Here is an 18,028-nt window from a genome sequence, read left to right as displayed (position 1 = left end):
GATTAGACCTCCTGCGCCTGGGTATTGGGCGCGATCCTGAATTCATCCTGCTCCACCTGAACCGGCTTCCAGGCGCGGATTGCCCAGATAAACAGACCGATCAGGAAGAACGCACTGGGAGGCAACAGCAGCAGGCCGTTGGGGATGTACCAGCCACCGTTGCTGACGGTTTGCAGGATATCCACACCGAACAGTTTGCCGGCACCGAAGAGTTCGCGAATAAAAGCCAGGCCGATCAGAATCACGCTGTAGCCCAGACCGTTGCCAAGGCCGTCGAAGAAGCTGGGTAACGGCGGGTTCTTCATGGCGAAGGCTTCTGCGCGCCCCATTACGATACAGTTGGTAATGATTAGGCCAACGAACACCGACAACTGCTTGGAGATGTCATAAGCCAGCGCCTTGATCAACTGATCCACCAGGATGACCAGGGAGGCGATCACCGTCATCTGCACAATAATGCGAATGCTGTTCGGGATCTGCTTGCGGATCAGGGATACCGCAACGTTGGAACAGGCCACAACCGAGGTGAGTGCAATACACATGACCAGGGTGACCTGCAGCTTGCTGGTCACAGCCAGTGCCGAACAGATACCCAGGATCTGCAGTGTGATCGGGTTATTGTTGAAAATGGGTTCGAGCAGCGTGTCTTTGACTTTCATGCTTATGCCTCCCCTGCTTTCAGGTTTTTCAGGAAGGGACCGAATCCCTGACTCCCCAGCCAGAAGTTCACCAGGTTATCCACGCCTCTGCTGGTGAGCGTTGCGCCGGATAAACCGTCGACTTCGTGCACCGCATCGGGACTGCTGGGGTTCACCTGCCCTTTGATCACCTGGAGGTCCACATTGCCCTGGCTGTCGAAGACTTTTTTGCCAACCCACAGGGCTTTCCAGTTGGGGTTGTCCACTTCACCACCGAGTCCTGGGGTCTCCTTGTGCTCGTAAAAGCCCAGGCCCGCTACGGTATCCAGGTCACTCTGCAGGGCGAGAAAGCCGTACAGGGTGCCCCACAGGCCGTAACCGCGCACGGGCAGGATAACCTTATCGAGCTTGCCCTCTTTCTCTACCAGGTAAACCTCCTTGATATTTTCCCGGCGGATAATCTTGGCGGCATCCTCGCCCGCTGGCAGCCGCTCGCTCGCGGAGGTGATCTTGGCTGCAGCGCGACCGCTGCCGCCGGCCGGCGCCTGGTCGGTGAACTTGCCGGTATCCAAATCGACATACTTGACCTGCACATCGGCAAAAGCCCTCTCGACCTCTGCTTTGCTTGCGTGCGAATCCTTCAGCAGCCCACCGGCGAGCAGAACGTTGCGTCTCATATCCAGTTCGGCATTGGCCTGCTGGGCGGGCCTCAGCAGAACAGCGGCAGTGGCGACCACGACGGAGCACACCAGGCACATTACCAGGGCGACAATCAGCGTCCCCTTGACGGAATCTTTATTAGCCACGTGCCAGCCTCCGTTTGATATTGGACTGCACCACAAAGTGGTCAAACAGCGGAGCGAACAGGTTGGCGAACAGGATCGCCAGCATCATGCCTTCCGGGAAGGCGGGGTTCACAACCCGAATCAGCACCACCATCACACCAATCAGAATGCCATACCACCAGCGGCCAATATTGGTCATGGCAGCGGACACCGGATCGGTAGTCATAAAGATCAGGCCGAAGGCAAAGCCGCCCACGACCAGGTGCCAATACCAGGGCACTTGGAACATGGGGTTGGACTCGGAACCGATGAGGTTGAACATAAAGGCGGTGGCCATCATGCCCAGCAAGGTACCGGCCACAATGCGCCAACTGGCGATCTTCATACCGATCAGGATCACACCGGCAACCAGTATGGCCAGGGTGGAGGTCTCGCCGATGGAACCATGCATCTTGCCGAAGAAGGCATCGAACCAGGTCAGCTGGCCAGCGGCCGCATTGACCACATGGTTCTGGATACCTTCACTGGCCATCACCGACAGCGCAGTCGCACCGGTGTAGCCGTCAACGGCAGTCCAGACGGCATCGCCGGACATGGCTGCAGGGTAAGCGAAAAACACAAACGCGCGGCCGGTAAGAGCCGGGTTAAGGAAGTTCTTACCAGTACCGCCAAAGACTTCCTTGCCGATCACCACACCGAAACTGATGCCCATGGCCACCATCCATAGGGGCAGATCCGGCGGGCAGGTCAGGGCGAACAGGATGGAGGTGACAAAGAAACCTTCGTTCACTTCGTGACCACGCACCGCGGCAAACAGCACCTCCCAGATACCGCCCACAATAAAAGTGACCGCATAGATAGGCAAAAAGTACATAGCACCGTAGACAAAATTGTCCCACAGGCTAGCCGGATTATAAGAGGTCAGAGCACCAATAATCCCATGGCGCCAGCTCGACAGCTCCGGATTGGTCATGCCTTCGACAATGGTATTGGCCTGGAAACCGATATTCCACATGCCGTAGAAGGCCGGGATCATGGCACAGGCCCACACGGTGATCATAATGCGCTTCAGGTCGATACCGTCGCGCACATGGGAAGTCGTATGGGTCGTCGAGGAAGGCTGGAACAACCCGGTATCAATAGCCTCATAGAGGACATAGAGCTTCTCGAACCGGCCGCCTTTTTGGAACTGTGGCTCGATAGCGTCGAGGAATTTACGCAACATACTCAACCCTCCTTCTCAATACGGGTCAGGCTGTCCCGCAAAATGGGGCCGTATTCATACTTACCCGGACAAACGAAGGTACACAGCGCCAGATCCTCTTCATCCAGCTCCAGCGCACCCAGCTTCTGGGCCATCGCTGTATCGCCCACAATCAATGCGCGCAGCAGTTGGGTTGGCAACACATCCAGTGGCATGACCTTTTCATAGGTGCCGATCGGAACCATAGCGCGCTCGGACCCATTGGTACTGGTCGTGAAGTTGAACAGTTTGTGCTTGAACAGGCGCGAAAGGTAGATTGGGAATAGCGAAAAGCGTTTGTTGCCCGCACGCAGATAGTGCAGGAACGGCCGCTCGTGGCCCTCCTCAAGAATCGAGACTTGGTTATGATAACGCCCCAGGTATGCCAGGGGGCCCGCAGCCGTGCGACCACCGAATACTGAGCCGGAGATAACGCGGTCATCGCTACCTTTCAGCTCTCCCGCAGTCAGCTTCTCCAGGCTGGCACCAAGACGAGTGCGCAACAGGCGTGGCTGTTTCGCCTGGGGGCCCGCCAGGGCAATCACACGATCTGTGCACAGTTTACCCGTGGTAAAGAGTTTGCCCACGGCGATCACATCCTGGTAGTTGATGGTAAACACGCTGCGGTTGGCAGATACCGGGCTCAGGTAGTGGATATGGGTACCGGAAAGACCGGCCGGATGGGGGCCGGCAAACGCTTCGCGGTGAATATTGCTCGCGTCCGGTAGCGGGATGTTCGCATCTGGAGCGGTACAGACGTAGGTGGTTTCCGCCAGCTTGGATAGAACCTCCACACCCTGGGAGAAGGCTGCGCGGTTCTCGGCAATCACCACTTGCGGATTGGCGGCCAGGGGGTTGGTATCCATCGCATTGATAAACACCGCAGCCGGCTCAGCATCCGGGGCGGGAACGCGGCTGAACGGACGGGTGCGCAGCGCGGTCCAAAGGCCAGATTCAACCAGGCTCTCAACGACCTGTGCGCGAGTCAGGCCAGACAGCTTGTCTGCCCGGTAGCTTTGGAACTGTTCCGCTGCATCGCCCTCTACCGCAATCACAACAGATTGCAGTACCCGGCGGGCACCGCGATTGATAGCAACAACACGACCCGCAGCGGGCGCTGTGTAGCGTACGCCTTCGGTTTTTTTGTCACTAAACAATAGCTGGCCAAGTTTGACGCGATCCCCTTCAGCCACTGCCATGGTCGGCTTCATCCCGTGATAATCGGGGCCGAGTACAGCAACGGTCTTGAGCGCAGGGCCATCGTGGATGACCTGCTCGGGCGCGCCGGATATGGGTAAGTCCAATCCCCGACGGATCTTTCTCATACGCCTATGCCTAAGTTTCTAGTTTGAAAAAGTGCAATACAACCGCCAGTCCAGATTCATTCTGTGCTTCAGTCAAAATCGGACTGGTAAGTCATATTGTGGAATTCTGCGCTGCGGGGGCTTACACCGTTTCACCCGTGGACCGGGGGGAAGGAAGTTAACTCTGGTTTGCGCACGCTAACTTCGGCGCACAGTTGCCCTGCAAAATCGCGCGCATTATAAAGACGGGACAGGGGCTTTACCAGTCTGGAAGCCCCCAAAGTGGCATTGTGATGAAAAATTTTTTACTGGAAAAACAGGGATTTGTAGCACCCTGCAAAGAGCCCTTGTGACCCACCAGCCTTTTGGTGGACCCACAAGGGACAGGCGGACAGCGGCTTAATCCCGCTTCGGAAATAACTTGTAACGAACACCCGCCATCTCTTCCAGGCAGCGCACCACCTGACAGCTGTAGCCAAACTCGTTGTCGTACCAGCAGTAGAGCACTGCATTTTTACCATCCACGATAGTCGCATTGGAGTCGAAGACACAGGCGCGGCGGGAGCCCACAAAGTCGCTGGACACCACCTCGGGGGAGTTGGTGTAATCGATCTGCTGGCGCAGTGGCGAATGCAGAGCCACTTCGCGCATATATTCATTGAGCGCCTCCTTGGTGGTCTCCTGGCCCAGGTTCAGGTTGAGAATCGCCATGGAGACATTCGGGGTCGGAACCCGTATCGCGTTGCCGGTGAGCTTGCCCTTCAGCTCGGGTAGCGCCTTGGCCACCGCTTTGGCCGCGCCGGTTTCGGTCAGCACCATATTCAGTGCTGCAGCGCGCCCGCGGCGCTCGCCCTTGTGGTAATTGTCGATCAGGTTCTGGTCGTTGGTGTAGGCATGAACGGTTTCCACATGGCCGTGCTCTACCCCGTAACCATCCATCATCGCTTTCAATACCGGCACTATGGCATTGGTGGTACAGGAAGCGGCAGAGAGCACTTTGTCTTCCGGCTTGATTTCACCATCGTTGATGCCGTAAACGATATTCTTGATATCGCCCTTACCCGGTGCTGTGAGGATGACCTTGGAAACACCGGGACAATCCAGATGCTGGTTCAGGCCCTCTTCATCGCGCCATACGCCGGTGCTGTCCACCACGATGGCGTCGTGGATACCGTACCGGGTGTAATCCACTTCTTGCGGGGCGTTGGCGTAGACAATCTTGATCTCATTGCCGTTGCAGATCAGGGAACTGGTTTCCTCATCCACACGGATCGTGCCCTGAAAGGCACCGTGTACCGAGTCGCGGCGCAACAGGGAGGCGCGCTTGACCAGATCGTTAGGCGCCTTGCCTTTGCGCAGTACAATAGCGCGCAAGCGCAGCACGTCACCACTGCCAGCCTTGTCGATCAACAGCCGCGCCACCAGGCGGCCAATACGACCAAAACCGTAGATCACCACATCTTTGGGCTCGGGCAGAGGCTTGCCGGCACCGACGGCATCCACCAGCTCTTCGCGCACAAACGTGTCCACGGGCAGGTTGCGATCATCGCGCATGAACTTGTTGGTCAGGGTACCCAGGTCAATATGCACCGGGCCCAGATCCAATTTGCAGATGGCCTCCAGCACCGGAAAGGATTCAAACTCGGAGAGTTCATTTTCCTCTACCTGGCGCACGAACCGGTGCGCTTTCATAATGCTCAGCACGGAGCGGTTGACCAGGTTGCGGCCGTACATATAAATACCGACGTTTTGCTCGCGGTTGAGCTTTCCGATCATCGGGATCATGGATTCGGCCAGCGCCTCGCGCTGTTTCCAGTCCTTGAAAAAGTCCGCGGGCTTCGGTCGCTTCTGAGTCACTGTCAGACACCTCTGCATTGTGTTGGATAGGCAGGAAATCACGACCCGGAAACCGCCCCCGGGTCGTATGGCTGCGCATTATCAATATTCACCTGTTAGAGCGCAACCGAGTAAAATAAAACCCAAAACCTGTAGTAAAACTACCTTGCGGCTATCGTCTGCCACTGTGCCGCGCAAGCGGCCAAAAGTGTGCTCATTGCGCCAGCCCGGTAAACACACTGCAACGCCGACCATTCACAGCTACAATAGCCGCCCCCTGCACCACAGCAAACGAAAGCGCGGATATAAAGGAAAGATGACCGATTTACAGCCCCTGACACCCCCTGGATTTCGCAGTGCCAACGACCGACAGTTTTGGGGGCAACTGCATGGCGCAGCGGCCGCGCTCGCCCTGCTAAACGCAGCTCGCAAGAGCAAATCCCCAACACTGCTGATCACCCGCGACAGTCTCGAGGCGCACCGTCTAGAGGAACAGCTGAAATTTTTTAACAAAGCCCGGAGAGATAGCGCCACAGAAAGCGCGTTTGAAATCTTCCATTTCCCCGACTGGGAAATCCTTCCCTACGACACCTTCTCACCCCACCAGGACATTATCTCCGATCGCCTGGCCACCCTCTACCGAATACCGCAAATGGGCGGTGGTATCGTGATCGTGCCGGTAAGCACCCTGATGCACCGTCTGCCCCCCTGTGATTACGTGGCCGGCAATGCGCTGATCCTGCGTGAAGGACAGCAGTTTGAAATCGATATCCAGAGGCGCCTGCTGGAGCAGGCCGGCTACCACTGTGTGGATACGGTGTACGAACACGGCGAATTCGCTGTGCGCGGATCGCTGATGGATATATTTCCCATGGGCAGTACCCTGCCCTACCGTATCGATCTGTTCGACGATGAGATCGAGTCCCTGCGTACCTTTGATCCCGAGACCCAGCGCACCGTAGACCGGGTGGGTACCGTTCACCTGCTGCCCGCACGGGAGTTCCCCATGCACAAGGCCGCCCTGTCCGGTTTCCTGCAGAACTGGCACGAGCAGTTTCAAGCCGACCCGAGCCTGGTACCCATCTATCAGGATATCAGTGCCGGCATTGCCCCTGCGGGTATCGAGTACTACCTGCCTCTGTTTTTTGATAACCACTGCGCGAGCCTGTTTGACTACCTGCCCGAAAACAGCCAGACATTTATACAGGGGGATATCCAAGCCCCCATGGAGAGTTTCTGGCGCGAAGTCAGCAATCGCTATGAAAGCCGTCGCGGAGACCTGACCCGCCCGATATTGCAGCCCCGCCAAATTCTGCTGGATATCGACGAATTCAACGGCGCCCTCAAATCCATGTCCAGGGCCATCTTTTCGACCGAAACACTGCCGGAGAGTCAGGGCAACTACAACTTTGCCGTCCAGGTGCCACCAAACCTGCCGGTGGACGGTAAAGCCGAGCAACCTATGGCAGCCTTGGAAAGCTACCTGATGGCGCATTCCGGACGGGTGCTCCTCTGTGCCGAAAGTAGCGGGCGACGCGAGGCCCTGCTGGAATTGTTAAAAGGGATACGCCTGACACCCCCCACCTTTTCCAGCTGGGAAGAATTCCTGCAAAGCGGCGAAGCTATCGGCATCACGGTAGCGCCACTGGACCAGGGACTATTGCTCACCGACCCCGCTATCAACCTGATTGCCGAGCCACAACTGTTTGGCGAACGGGTATTGCAGCAGCGTCGCCGCAAAAAGGCCAAGGAAGACGCAGACAACGCAGTGAAGAACCTGGCCGAGCTGCGCATCGGCGCCCCGGTAGTGCATATTGATCACGGTGTGGGTCGCTACCGCGGCCTGCAGCACCTGGATATTGGCGGCCAGCCGGCGGAATTCCTGGCCCTCGAATACGCCGACGAAGCCAAACTCTATGTTCCCGTGGCCAGCCTGCATCTGATCAGCCGCTACTCCGGTGCCGATGAAGCGCTGGCGCCCCTGCACAAAATGGGCAGCGAACAGTGGCAAAAAGCCAAACGCAGGGCCGCCGAGAAAGTGCGCGATGCCGCCGCCGAACTGCTGGACATCTATGCGCGCCGCGAGGCCCGGGTAGGCCACGCTTTTGCCGACCCCAAGCTGGCCTACCGGGAGTTCGTCGCTGCCTTCCCATTTGAAGAGACTCCGGACCAGCAGCAGGCCATTGAAGCCGTGGTGGGCGATATGTTGTCGAAAAAACCCATGGATCGCCTGGTGTGCGGCGATGTGGGCTTCGGCAAGACTGAGGTGGCCATGCGCGCGGCCTTCGTTGCCGCCCATGCCGGCAAACAGGTGGCCATGCTGGTACCCACCACCCTGCTGGCACAGCAGCACTACCAGTCTCTGCAGGACCGCTTTGCCGACTGGCCCATCAATATTGAGGTGATCTCGCGCTTCCGCTCCGGCAAGGAAGTAAACAGCGTGAAGGAGAAAGTGGCGCGCGGCAAGGTGGACATCCTCATCGGCACCCACAAGCTGCTTCAAAGCGACCTGGATTTTAACAGCCTGGGACTGTTGATTATCGACGAGGAGCACCGCTTCGGCGTGCGCCAGAAGGAGCGCCTCAAGAGCCTGCGCGCCGAGGTGGATATCCTCAACCTCACCGCCACCCCCATCCCGCGCACCCTGAATATGGCCATGAGCGGTATTCGCGACCTCTCCGTGATCGCCACACCGCCGGCGCGGCGCCTGTCTGTGAAAACCTTCGTGCGCGAACGGGACAATGCCCTGATAAAAGAGGCCATACTGCGGGAAATCCTGCGCGGTGGCCAGGTGTACTTCCTGCATAACGAAGTGAAGAGTATTGAGCGGCTTGCACGCGAACTGCAGGAACTGGTGCCCGAGGCCCGCATCGCTATCGGCCACGGCCAGATGCGCGAACGCGAACTGGAACAGGTCATGAGCGACTTCTATCACAAGCGCTTCAATGTTCTGGTGTGCACCACCATTATCGAAACCGGCATTGATGTGCCCACGGCCAATACCATCCTGATCGAACGTGCGGACAAGTTCGGACTGGCCCAACTGCACCAATTGCGCGGCCGCGTGGGACGCTCCCACCACCAAGCCTATGCCTACCTCCTGACGCCGAATAAACGCGCCATGACCAGTAACGCCGTCAAGCGCCTGGAAGCCATCAGCGAGGCCCAGGATCTCGGTGCGGGCTTTACCCTGGCCACCCACGACCTGGAAATCCGCGGCGCCGGAGAACTGCTCGGTGAGGAACAAAGCGGGCAAATCCAGGGCGTTGGCTTCAACCTGTATATGGAGATGCTCAACCGGGCGGTACAAGCCATTCGCGAAGGGCGCACACCAAATATCGATGACCCCCTGGACGCTCCCGCGGTGGACGTGAACCTGCGGGTACCGGCACTGATCCCCGAGGACTACCTGCCGGATGTGCACTCCCGCCTGATAATGTATAAACGCATCGCCAATGCCGCCGATGGCCAGCAACTGAGGGAGCTGCAGGTGGAGATGATCGACCGTTTTGGCCTGCTGCCTGAACCCGTCAAGCACCTGTTCCACACCACCGAAATCAAACTGAAAGCGGACAGGATGGGCATTCGCAAGCTGGAGGCCGCCGCCGACCGCGGCCGTATCGAATTTGCCGACACCACCCAGGTGGACCCCTTCACCCTGGTGAAGCTGGTGCAGGCCCAACCTGGCCGCTACCAGCTGGCGGGCGCCAACCAGCTCAATTTCAATCTCGACGAGGAGGGCCCCGAGCGCAAGCTGCAGGAGATCAACGCAGTGTTGGACCAGCTGGCACAGTGATACCATCCGTCAACCCGTGAGGTGGTCGATCGACAGGGCGCAAACTCCCGGCCAGAATCACCACCGCACATGACAACTTGCGCAGCACGCCTCCAGGAAACAACAGAATGATGAACAATGGTCCCCCCATGACAAGGATAACGCACCTCTTCCCCACTCTGGTCCTGGCCCTCTCCGCCGCAGCAGCCCAGGCAGCCAACTATGCCGGGAACACCTTCGAAATCGAATTGATTGTTTTTGAGCGCCCCCAGGGAATGGCCCGAAGCGGTGAATCCTGGCCGGCCTCGCCACGGCTGCAATATCCCGCTCGCTGGGTGGACTTTAATACCCGAACCGCAACCCCTGAGGTGCAGGAAACCCTCTCCCTGATAGAAACCCCCGAGGCCGGCGACAGGCTTGGCAGCGAAATCCGCGACAGTGAAGCCCCGCAACCTGATGCCACGGCTGCATTGACGGTACAGGCAGAAGTTGAAACCGCCCCCAGCTTGCTTTTATCTCCCGTACCCACCCTGTTGAATAACAAGGTAGCGGCATTGATCAAAGGCGGTGATCGGATTCTGTTCCACAAGGCTTGGCGCCAGGTACTGGAACAGAAGCACAATTCGCCCGCCGTCCTGATCCACGGCGGAGACCGCTTTCGGGGACACAGCCAGCTTGAGGGCTCAGTGATCCTGAGTGTATCCCGTTACCTGCACCTCAGCACCGATCTGTGGTTCAGTGATTTTTCCGCTCCACCTGAGACTAAGGGCATACCACTGCCCAAACGTCCCCGTGAGGCTACACTGGAACGCCCCGAAGTGATCGTTCCAGACAATCAGGGGGACAGCCAACGCTCCCACACCGGCTCTGCACTGCAGGATAACCAACTCGACTTTGGGGAATACGAACCGGTCACCCTGGAGATGGACACCCCTGGACCAGAGCAACCCCTCTACGTTGCCCATGTGGCCCGCTTGCAGCATGAGCGCCGCATGCGCAGCGGCAAACTGCACTATATAGATCACCCGGCCTTCGGCATCCTGATCGAAATTCGCACTGTGCCGGGACAACAGGAAGAAGAACCGAAACAAAGACTGCCAATTGAAGCCGGCACGGCTGCGGAGATTGAATCTCCATAGCCACCCTATGATCCAAAGCCCTGCTGGCCTGCGCCGGCAGCGGAAAATCGCCCCCAGCCGTCAATTTCCTGGCATCGGCGTTATCCAGTACAGTGCACTGCGCCCTGCCCTACCTCTGTCCAGCGCGCCAAATCACGTACTGGTTCCTGTGCTTGTCTGTCGTAGGTTTTTATAAAAAACAACGGGGAGACTAGGGTGACAGGCGCTCCACCGACCAGCTGCCGCAGTCATCTGCGCGATAAATAAAACGGTCGTGGAGGCGACTGGCACCTCCCTGCCAAAACTCTACCTCAAGCGGCACTACCCGATACCCCCCCCAAAACTCCGGCAGCGGGATCGGGCTCTCAGCAAAACGGGCCTTCTCTGCCTCAAACTGTGCTTGCAGTTCCTCCCGGGAGGACAGTGGCTGGCTCTGGCGAGATGCCCAGGCCGCCAATTGACTGTCCAGCGGGCGGGACTGGAAATACGCTTTTGCCTCCTCCCGCGCAACCTCGGCCACTTTTCCGGTTACGACAATTTGGCGCTCCAGCCGGTGCCAGGGAAACAGCAGAGAAACCTGGGGGTTATGTGCCATCTCTCTGGCTTTTTTACTCTCCAGGTTGGTGTAGAACACAAAACCGCGCTCATCAAAACCTTTCAGTAAAACAATACGCTGGGAGGGCTGGCCCGCGGCGTCTACCGTGGCAAGGCACATGGCGCTGGGGTCCTTTAACCCGGCCTCCACCACCTCATCCAACCACTGACTGAATTGCTCTATCGGCGCCGGCTTCAGCTCAGCGCGACGCAAACCGCCGAGCAGGTACTCCCGGCGCCATTGATCGATTTCCATGGTGTGACTTCCTCATCTGTTCTCGCTCAAAGTGTATCTGTCGAGCTGCCGCAAAGGTATTTTTCCACGAGCAACTCGTCAAACCCCGTCCCCGACCACCTTTCCAGAGGTGGACGAAAATGCGACTGCCGTACAAAGTTTCCTGTCGCGATATAGGGGTAATCTCAATTTTCCTGCGATTTTTTTCCTGCAGGTGCAGACTCTGCAGGTGCTTGCGTGGCATTTGGCGGGCCGCTAGGCTCACTGCATTTTTACACGACTAAGGAAAACGGTGGTTATGTCCTCTGCACCCACATGTGCCCAGGTACTGATGCGTCTGCTGCGCGAATACCAGGTGGAAAAAGTCTTCGGCATTCCCGGTGTACACACCATTGAACTGTACCGCGGCCTGCCCGGCAGTGGCCTGACACACATCACTCCGCGCCACGAACAGGGTGCCGCTTTTATGGCGGATGGTTACGCGCGTGCCAGTGGCAAGCCGGGCGTCTGTTTTTTGATCACCGGGCCCGGTCTCACCAATGCCGCCACCGCCATGGCACAAGCCTACTCCGACTCGATCCCCATGCTGGTTATCTCCGCAGTGAATCGCCGCGAAGACCTGGGCATGGGCCGCGGACGCCTGCACGAGCTACCGCGCCAAAGTGACGCCAGCCGCGGCTTTTGTCTCTGGCAACACACCCTGACCCAGGCCGGACAGTTGCCGGAAGTGATGGCGAAGGCATTCCAGCTGCTGCAGTCCAGCCGCCCGGGGCCGGTGCATATCGAGATTCCCATCGACCTGTTCCCTGCCCCCATGCCCGGCCAGTTGCAGGACTATCACGCCGCCCCAACCGCAATGGCGCCCTGCGCCAACAGCAACGCTATTGCCACTGCCGCTGCCTGGCTGCAGGGTGCCCAGCGTCCGGTCATTCTTTTGGGGGGCGGCGCCCAGGCCGCGGGTAAAGCCGCCACACAAATTGCTGAGAAACTCGCCGCTCCGGTTTTCCTGTCACTGGCCGCCAAAGGCGTAGTGGATGAACGCCACCCACTGTGTGGCGGCGCCAACCTGAGCTTCGATTGCGTGCGCAGCCGGGTGGAAACTGCGGATGTAGTCCTGGCAGTGGGCACCGAACTTTCCGAGACCGACCGCAACCTGGTGCGAGATGACTACGCCTTTTCCGGTCAATTAATCCGCATTGATATAGATGCTGCGCAGCTGGTGTGCAACGCCAGTCCGGACCTGGCCGTCTGCGCCGATGCCGCCGAGAGCCTGGAGCAAATTGCGGCTGCCCTGACCCAACGCGATGGAGAGGCGAGAGCGCAATCTGAACAAGAGGTTGCCCAATTACTCAAAGACTGCCGCAAGGCCTGGTGGGATGGCTCCGAGGAGCGCTTCCCCTGGGTGGAAGCCCTGCGCGCGTCCCTGCCGGAAAATGGCATTCTGGTAACAGATTCCACCCAACTGGCCTATAACACGAACCATGCGCTGCCCCTGTACCACCCGCGCAGCCACCTCACCTGTACCACGGGCTACGGTACCCTTGGCTTCGCCCTGCCCGCAGCTATTGGCGCCAAGCTATCCAGTGCGCGCGATGTAATCACACTCATTGGCGACGGCGGCCTGATGTTCACCCTGGGTGAGTTGGCGGTGGCTGTGGAGCAACAACTGCCACTGCCGATACTGGTATGGAACAATGCCGGTTACGGAGAAATCCGTGACTTTATGGATGCAGCCAAGGTTCCCCAGGAGGGCGTCAATCTGCACACCCCGGATTTTGTTGCCCTCGCCCGGGCCTTCGGTGCCGAGGGATGCCAAATCGATCGACCCGGCCAGTTGGTGGAAGCGGTCAATGCCGCCTTTGGCCGACAGACCCCAACCCTGATTGAAATCAGTGCGCCTTCAGGCGCAGAACAAAGGGAAGCGTGACATGACAGATCTCAGCAAACTGCAAACCGGCAAACTGTTTATCGATGGCCAATGGCGGGAACCCCTGGGCGAAGGGGCTCATCCAGTCATCAACCCGGCCACTGAAGCATTCATCTGTGAGGTGTCTGAAGGCTCCGCTGCGGACGTGGATCTCGCCGTGGCTGCCGCCCGCAGGGCCTTCCATAGCTGGCGCAATAGCACCGCACAGAAGCGCCGCGCACTGCTCAACGCCATCGCCGACGGTATGGAAAAACGCAAAGAAGATCTGACCCAGGCCATCTCCCAAACCCTCGGTTGCCCCCAACATGTCACCCGTTGGCTACACGTCGATGGACCTATCTACGCTGTGCGTTACTACGCCGAGCGCACTGCCGAAATGGAAAAAACGGAAAAGGCAGCCCATTCAATCTTGTTCCGTGAGCCCGTGGGCGTGTGCGGTTTTATCACCCCCTGGAACTATCCCCTGCACCAGTTCGTCGGCAAAGTGGCCCCGGCACTGGCCGCCGGTTGTACCATGATCACCAAGCCTGCGGAAATTACCCCACTGCAGGACTTTATCATGGCGGAAATTATCCAGGAGGCTGGGGTGCCCGCCGGCGTATTCAATCTGGTACCCGGTCCCGGCTCGGTGGTGGGTGCGGCGCTGTCAGCCCACCCAGGTATCGACATGGTGTCTTTCACCGGCTCCACCCGTGCCGGCATCGAAGTGGCGAAAGCCGCTGCACCTACGGTCAAGCGCGTTACTCAGGAACTGGGCGGAAAATCACCGCTGATCATTACCCCCGATGCCGACTTGGAAGCTGCGGTGCGCTGGGGTTGCGAGGATGTGTTTATCAACACTGGCCAGACCTGCACCGCACTGACCCGTATGCTGGTACCTGCCGAACGCTACGATGAAGCGGTCGAAATCGCCCGACAAGTGGCCGAAGGCATCGCCGTGGGCACCGGCGAAGACGCCTTTATGGGGCCGCTATCTTCCGCGCGCCAGCGGGAAATCGTGCGTGGCTATATCCAACGGGGTGTCGATGAAGGTGCACGTATGGTCACCGGTGGTACCGAGACGCCAGAAGGACTGGAAAAAGGCTTCTACGTCAAACCCACCGTATTCGCCGATGTACACAACGATATGAGCATCGCCCGCGAGGAGATCTTCGGCCCGGTGACCTGCCTAATTCCTTACAGGGATATGGACGAGGCCATTTCCATTGCCAACGATACCGAATATGGACTATCCAGCGGCGTCTGGGCCAGGGATGCGGAGAGTGCCCTGCCACTGGTGCGCCGTATTGAGGCCGGCCTCTGCTTTGTCAACGGTGGCGAGTTCAACTACGAGGCCCCCTTTGGTGGCTACAAGCGCTCCGGCAATGGGCGTGAATTCGGTGATGCCGGGCTCGGTGAGTTTATCGAACTGAAATCCGTGCAGCTACCGGCATAAACGTCTGCACCGCCCCCGAACGGGGGCGGCATAGTTGACTGCCAACCCTCTCCCCGCTATCTTTGCCCGCACATCACGAGAGTGGCTGACGCCAACGCCAACCTGCCGACCGGGGCAAGGTGGTTCTCTCTCTGCCGGCACACCAATGCCTGTGGGGAGGATGGGGCTCTACCAGAGCAATCCAACCGGATAAGCGAACACCCATTCGCCGCTTCCACGTCAGCCCTCCAAACTTCTACTGTTGGAGGGATCATGTCCGAAACACCGCTATCCAGTAAAGACGTTATAGAAATTCAAATCGCCAACCAGCGAAACCGCACGGCGGTAAGGGCGGTGAGACGGACCGATCGGCAATTGTTGTGGCAACTACTGTTCGACACCGCGGAAGAGGCATTAAAATTCGCCACCAGTTGCCGCGCCAGTGAGCAGCCAATTACAGCCCACAAGGCCTGTGAACTGGCGGGGTAAAACTTAAATAGACAGGCGCCACCTTGTCTTGCGCCAACCACTCTGTGCCACAAGCACCCGACAGGAGCTAAAAACAATACCATGTCAAAGCCAGAACAATTCTTTGAGCACCTGCGCGATGAGCTGAAACAGATCGAAGCCGACGGCCTCTACAAACGCGAGCGTATTATTACCTCCCAGCAGGCCGCCGAGATCCAGGTGAACAATGACACCCGGGTGCTGAACTTCTGCGCCAACAACTATCTGGGCCTGGCCAACCACCCGGACCTGATCGCGGCTGCTAAAGAGGGCCTCGACCAGTATGGTTTCGGCATGGCTTCTGTACGCTTTATCTGCGGCACCCAGGACATTCACAAGGCCCTGGAGTCGCGCCTGTCAGAATTTCTGCACACCGAAGACACCATCCTCTACACCTCCTGCTTCGATGCCAATGGCGGTCTGTTCGAGACCCTATTGAGCCCGGAAGACGCTATTATCTCCGACGCCCTCAACCACGCCTCCATTATCGACGGCGTACGTCTGTGCAAGGCCAGGCGCTACCGCTACGCCAACAACAATATGGCGGAGCTGGAAAAGCAGCTGCAGGCGGCCGATGCCGAGGGCGCCAAGACCAAGCTGATCGCCACCGACGGGGTCTTCTCCATGGACGGCGTGATCGCCGATCTGAAAGCCATCTGCGACCTGGCCGAGCACTACAACGCTCTGGTCATGGTGGATGACTCCCATGCGGTGGGCTTTCTCGGCGAACACGGCCGCGGCACCCACGAATACGGCAACGTTATCAATCGTATTGATATTATTACCGGCACCCTGGGCAAGGCCCTGGGCGGTGCTTCCGGAGGCTTCACTTCCGGGCGCAAGGAAATTATCGATTTGCTGCGTCAGCGTTCGCGCCCTTACCTGTTTTCCAACTCCGTGGCCCCGGCCATTGTCACCGCCTCCCTGAAGGTGCTGGATATGCTGATGGAAGGCGGTGAGCTGCGCGAGAAGCTGCGCGACAACTCCGCCTACTTCCGCAAGCGCATGTCCGAGGCTGGCTTTACCCTCGCCGGTGCCGACCACCCGATTATCCCGGTGATGATCGGCGATGCCGCCCTTGCCCAAAAAATGGCGGACAAGATGCTGGAGCGCGGCATCTACGTAGTGGGCTTTTTCTACCCGATAGTGCCCAAAGGCCAGGCCCGTATCCGTACCCAGATGTCAGCGGCGCATACCCGTGAACAGCTTGATCAATGTATCGATGCCTTTCTTGCAGTGGGCCGTGAGCTGAAAATTATTTAATGCCCAATTGATTGCAGCGATGCATAACGACAGGCCTGTCCTGTTGCAAAGCGCCGCGGTACCTTTCCATTTACAGTTGTAATGACAATGAAAGCACTATCGAAACTGAAGTCTGAGGTCGGAATCTGGCTCACCGACGTGGAAATTCCCCAGCCCGGCCACAACGACCTGCTGATCAAAATCCACAAAACCGCCATCTGCGGTACCGACATGCATATCTATCACTGGGACGAGTGGTCGCAAAAAACCATCCCGGTCCCCATGGTGGTGGGACACGAATATGTGGGTGAAGTAGTGGGTATGGGCCAGGAAGTGGCGGGCTTCCAGGTGGGTGACCGTGTCTCCGGCGAAGGACACATCACCTGCGGACACTGCCGCAACTGCCGTGCCGGTCGCCGCCACCTGTGCCGCAACACCTATGGGGTGGGTGTGGATCGCCAGGGCGCCTTTGCCGAGTACCTGGTGATTCCGGCCTTAAACGCCTTTAAAATCCCGGATAATATCTCCGACGACCTGGCCTCGATCTTTGACCCTTTCGGTAATGCCGTACATACCGCGCTCTCCTTCGACCTGGTGGGTGAAGATGTGTTGATTACCGGCGCCGGCCCCATCGGCATTATGGCCGCAGCGGTGGCCAGACATGTGGGTGCGCGCCATGTGGTGATCACCGATATCAATGAATACCGTCTGGATCTGGCACACAAAATGGGCGCGACCCGCGCAGTCAATGTGACCAGGGAAACCCTCAGTGATGTGATGGCAGAGCTGGGTATGGGCGAAGGTTTTGATGTGGGACTGGAAATGTCCGGCGTACCCACCGCTTTCCGCGATATGCTCGCCGCCATGAACCACGGTGGCAAAATCGCCATACTGGGGATTCCCACCGGCGAGATGGCAATCGACTGGAGCCAGGTAATCTTCAAGGGCCTGATCCTTAAGGGGATCTACGGACGCGAGATGTTCGAGACCTGGTACAAAATGGCCAGCCTGATCCAGTCCGGCCTGGACCTGACCCCGATTATCACGCATCAGTTCTCTATCAATGACTTCCAAAAAGGCTTCGATACCATGGGCTCTGGTGCATCCGGCAAGGTGATTCTCAACTGGCAATAGCCTGTGCTGGAGTGGCGAATCACACAGCGACAGGTGCTATTGCGGAGCTGTTTCCCGCAGGAGGAACTTCCTAACTGGCTTCTGCCGATAGGCAGAAGGAGTAGGAGCACCTAATCAGCAACCGCCCGCTCCGGTAGTGTTCAGAATTCTGTGTCATTTCTTTATCATTAGCAAAAAAGAGATGACCTATGACTAAACATACTTTCGATATGGATGCTGCTATCAAGGCGCTGCGTGAGGGCAAAGACCTCAGCGGCAAAGATGGCATCCTGACGC

The 18,028-nt window shown here is 58.2% G+C and carries 13 protein-coding genes and 1 riboswitch; of the genes, 7 read left to right on the top strand and 6 right to left on the bottom strand.

The window, feature by feature from the left end:
• Positions 1 to 2: 2 nt before the first annotated feature.
• From ACL7TT_RS18600 to ACL7TT_RS18580, 5 genes are all read right to left on the bottom strand, one after another.
• A complete protein-coding gene (locus ACL7TT_RS18600) occupies positions 3 to 659 on the bottom strand; it encodes an NADH:ubiquinone reductase (Na(+)-transporting) subunit D (RefSeq protein WP_299946816.1) in 657 nt (218 codons plus the stop codon).
• 2 nt (positions 660 to 661) lie between these two features.
• A complete protein-coding gene (locus ACL7TT_RS18595) occupies positions 662 to 1,444 on the bottom strand; it encodes a Na(+)-translocating NADH-quinone reductase subunit C (protein WP_299946813.1) in 783 nt (260 codons plus the stop codon).
• Positions 1,437 to 2,648 (bottom strand): NADH:ubiquinone reductase (Na(+)-transporting) subunit B, encoded by a 1,212-nt coding sequence (locus tag ACL7TT_RS18590; protein ID WP_413397681.1) that lies wholly within the window; start codon positions 2,646 to 2,648, stop codon positions 1,437 to 1,439. The genes ACL7TT_RS18595 and ACL7TT_RS18590 overlap by 8 nt, the downstream gene beginning before the upstream one ends.
• Positions 2,649 to 2,650: 2 nt before the next feature.
• The gene (locus ACL7TT_RS18585) at positions 2,651 to 3,991 is read right to left on the bottom strand and encodes a Na(+)-translocating NADH-quinone reductase subunit A (RefSeq protein WP_413397679.1); all 1,341 of its coding nucleotides are present in this window, start codon (positions 3,989 to 3,991) and stop codon (positions 2,651 to 2,653) included.
• A 378-nt stretch (positions 3,992 to 4,369) separates the two neighbouring features.
• Positions 4,370 to 5,845 carry a glyceraldehyde-3-phosphate dehydrogenase gene (locus ACL7TT_RS18580; RefSeq protein ID WP_413397677.1) on the bottom strand — a complete coding sequence of 492 codons (1,476 nt, stop codon included), beginning with the start codon at positions 5,843 to 5,845 and terminating at the stop codon, positions 4,370 to 4,372.
• Between the two features lie 277 nt (positions 5,846 to 6,122).
• On the opposite strand from ACL7TT_RS18580, the gene mfd reads away from it, so the two are divergent.
• Entirely contained in the window at positions 6,123 to 9,602 is a 3,480-nt protein-coding gene (mfd, locus tag ACL7TT_RS18575; protein WP_413397675.1) for a transcription-repair coupling factor, read from the top strand.
• Positions 9,603 to 9,709: 107 nt separating this feature from the next.
• Positions 9,710 to 10,720 carry a CsiV family protein gene (locus ACL7TT_RS18570; RefSeq protein ID WP_299946799.1) on the top strand — a complete coding sequence of 337 codons (1,011 nt, stop codon included), beginning with the start codon at positions 9,710 to 9,712 and terminating at the stop codon, positions 10,718 to 10,720.
• A 190-nt stretch (positions 10,721 to 10,910) separates the two neighbouring features.
• On the opposite strand, the gene pdxH is transcribed toward ACL7TT_RS18570, so the two are convergent.
• Complete coding sequence (pdxH, locus tag ACL7TT_RS18565) at positions 10,911 to 11,549, bottom strand: pyridoxamine 5'-phosphate oxidase (RefSeq protein WP_413397672.1); 639 nt, start codon at positions 11,547 to 11,549, stop codon at positions 10,911 to 10,913.
• 277 nt (positions 11,550 to 11,826) lie between these two features.
• Here pdxH and ACL7TT_RS18560 point away from each other — a divergent pair, with 277 nt between their 5' ends.
• From ACL7TT_RS18560 to tdh, 5 genes are all read left to right on the top strand, one after another.
• Positions 11,827 to 13,455 (top strand): 5-guanidino-2-oxopentanoate decarboxylase, encoded by a 1,629-nt coding sequence (locus tag ACL7TT_RS18560; protein ID WP_413397670.1) that lies wholly within the window; start codon positions 11,827 to 11,829, stop codon positions 13,453 to 13,455.
• Position 13,456: 1 nt separating this feature from the next.
• Positions 13,457 to 14,890, top strand: coding sequence for an aldehyde dehydrogenase family protein (locus ACL7TT_RS18555; RefSeq protein ID WP_413397668.1), 1,434 nt, complete (start codon positions 13,457 to 13,459; stop codon positions 14,888 to 14,890).
• A 65-nt stretch (positions 14,891 to 14,955) separates the two neighbouring features.
• Positions 14,956 to 15,084: riboswitch (SAM-I-IV-variant riboswitch) on the top strand.
• Between the two features lie 58 nt (positions 15,085 to 15,142).
• The gene (locus ACL7TT_RS18550; RefSeq protein WP_299948517.1) at positions 15,143 to 15,358 is read left to right on the top strand and encodes a hypothetical protein; all 216 of its coding nucleotides are present in this window, start codon (positions 15,143 to 15,145) and stop codon (positions 15,356 to 15,358) included.
• A gap of 81 nt (positions 15,359 to 15,439) precedes the next feature.
• Positions 15,440 to 16,639 carry a glycine C-acetyltransferase gene (locus tag ACL7TT_RS18545; protein WP_413397666.1) on the top strand — a complete coding sequence of 400 codons (1,200 nt, stop codon included), beginning with the start codon at positions 15,440 to 15,442 and terminating at the stop codon, positions 16,637 to 16,639.
• A gap of 87 nt (positions 16,640 to 16,726) precedes the next feature.
• Positions 16,727 to 17,752, top strand: coding sequence for an L-threonine 3-dehydrogenase (gene tdh / locus ACL7TT_RS18540; RefSeq protein ID WP_413397664.1), 1,026 nt, complete (start codon positions 16,727 to 16,729; stop codon positions 17,750 to 17,752).
• Positions 17,753 to 18,028: the final 276 nt, after the last annotated feature.

Origin of the sequence: Microbulbifer jejuensis, assembly GCF_047289955.1 — a bacterium.
GTDB lineage: Bacteria > Pseudomonadota > Gammaproteobacteria > Pseudomonadales > Cellvibrionaceae > Microbulbifer.
The sequence above is the reverse complement of the archived record's forward strand: the minus strand, read 5'-3'. Positions and strand labels throughout refer to the sequence as shown.

Excerpts from the sequence above, each read along its gene's own strand:
- ACL7TT_RS18545 (WP_413397666.1), top strand. The coding sequence starts at position 15,440 with ATGTCAAAGCCAGAACAATTCTTTGAGCACCTGCGCGATGAGCTGAAA.
- pdxH (WP_413397672.1), bottom strand. The coding sequence starts at position 11,549 with ATGGAAATCGATCAATGGCGCCGGGAGTACCTGCTCGGCGGTTTGCGT.
- ACL7TT_RS18580 (WP_413397677.1), bottom strand. The coding sequence starts at position 5,845 with ATGCAGAGGTGTCTGACAGTGACTCAGAAGCGACCGAAGCCCGCGGAC.
- tdh (WP_413397664.1), top strand. The coding sequence starts at position 16,727 with ATGAAAGCACTATCGAAACTGAAGTCTGAGGTCGGAATCTGGCTCACC.
- ACL7TT_RS18590 (WP_413397681.1), bottom strand. The coding sequence starts at position 2,648 with ATGTTGCGTAAATTCCTCGACGCTATCGAGCCACAGTTCCAAAAAGGC.
- ACL7TT_RS18555 (WP_413397668.1), top strand. The coding sequence starts at position 13,457 with ATGACAGATCTCAGCAAACTGCAAACCGGCAAACTGTTTATCGATGGC.
- mfd (WP_413397675.1), top strand. The coding sequence starts at position 6,123 with ATGACCGATTTACAGCCCCTGACACCCCCTGGATTTCGCAGTGCCAAC.
- ACL7TT_RS18560 (WP_413397670.1), top strand. The coding sequence starts at position 11,827 with ATGTCCTCTGCACCCACATGTGCCCAGGTACTGATGCGTCTGCTGCGC.
- ACL7TT_RS18585 (WP_413397679.1), bottom strand. The coding sequence starts at position 3,991 with ATGAGAAAGATCCGTCGGGGATTGGACTTACCCATATCCGGCGCGCCC.
- ACL7TT_RS18570 (WP_299946799.1), top strand. The coding sequence starts at position 9,710 with ATGATGAACAATGGTCCCCCCATGACAAGGATAACGCACCTCTTCCCC.
- ACL7TT_RS18600 (WP_299946816.1), bottom strand. The coding sequence starts at position 659 with ATGAAAGTCAAAGACACGCTGCTCGAACCCATTTTCAACAATAACCCG.
- ACL7TT_RS18550 (WP_299948517.1), top strand. The coding sequence starts at position 15,143 with ATGTCCGAAACACCGCTATCCAGTAAAGACGTTATAGAAATTCAAATC.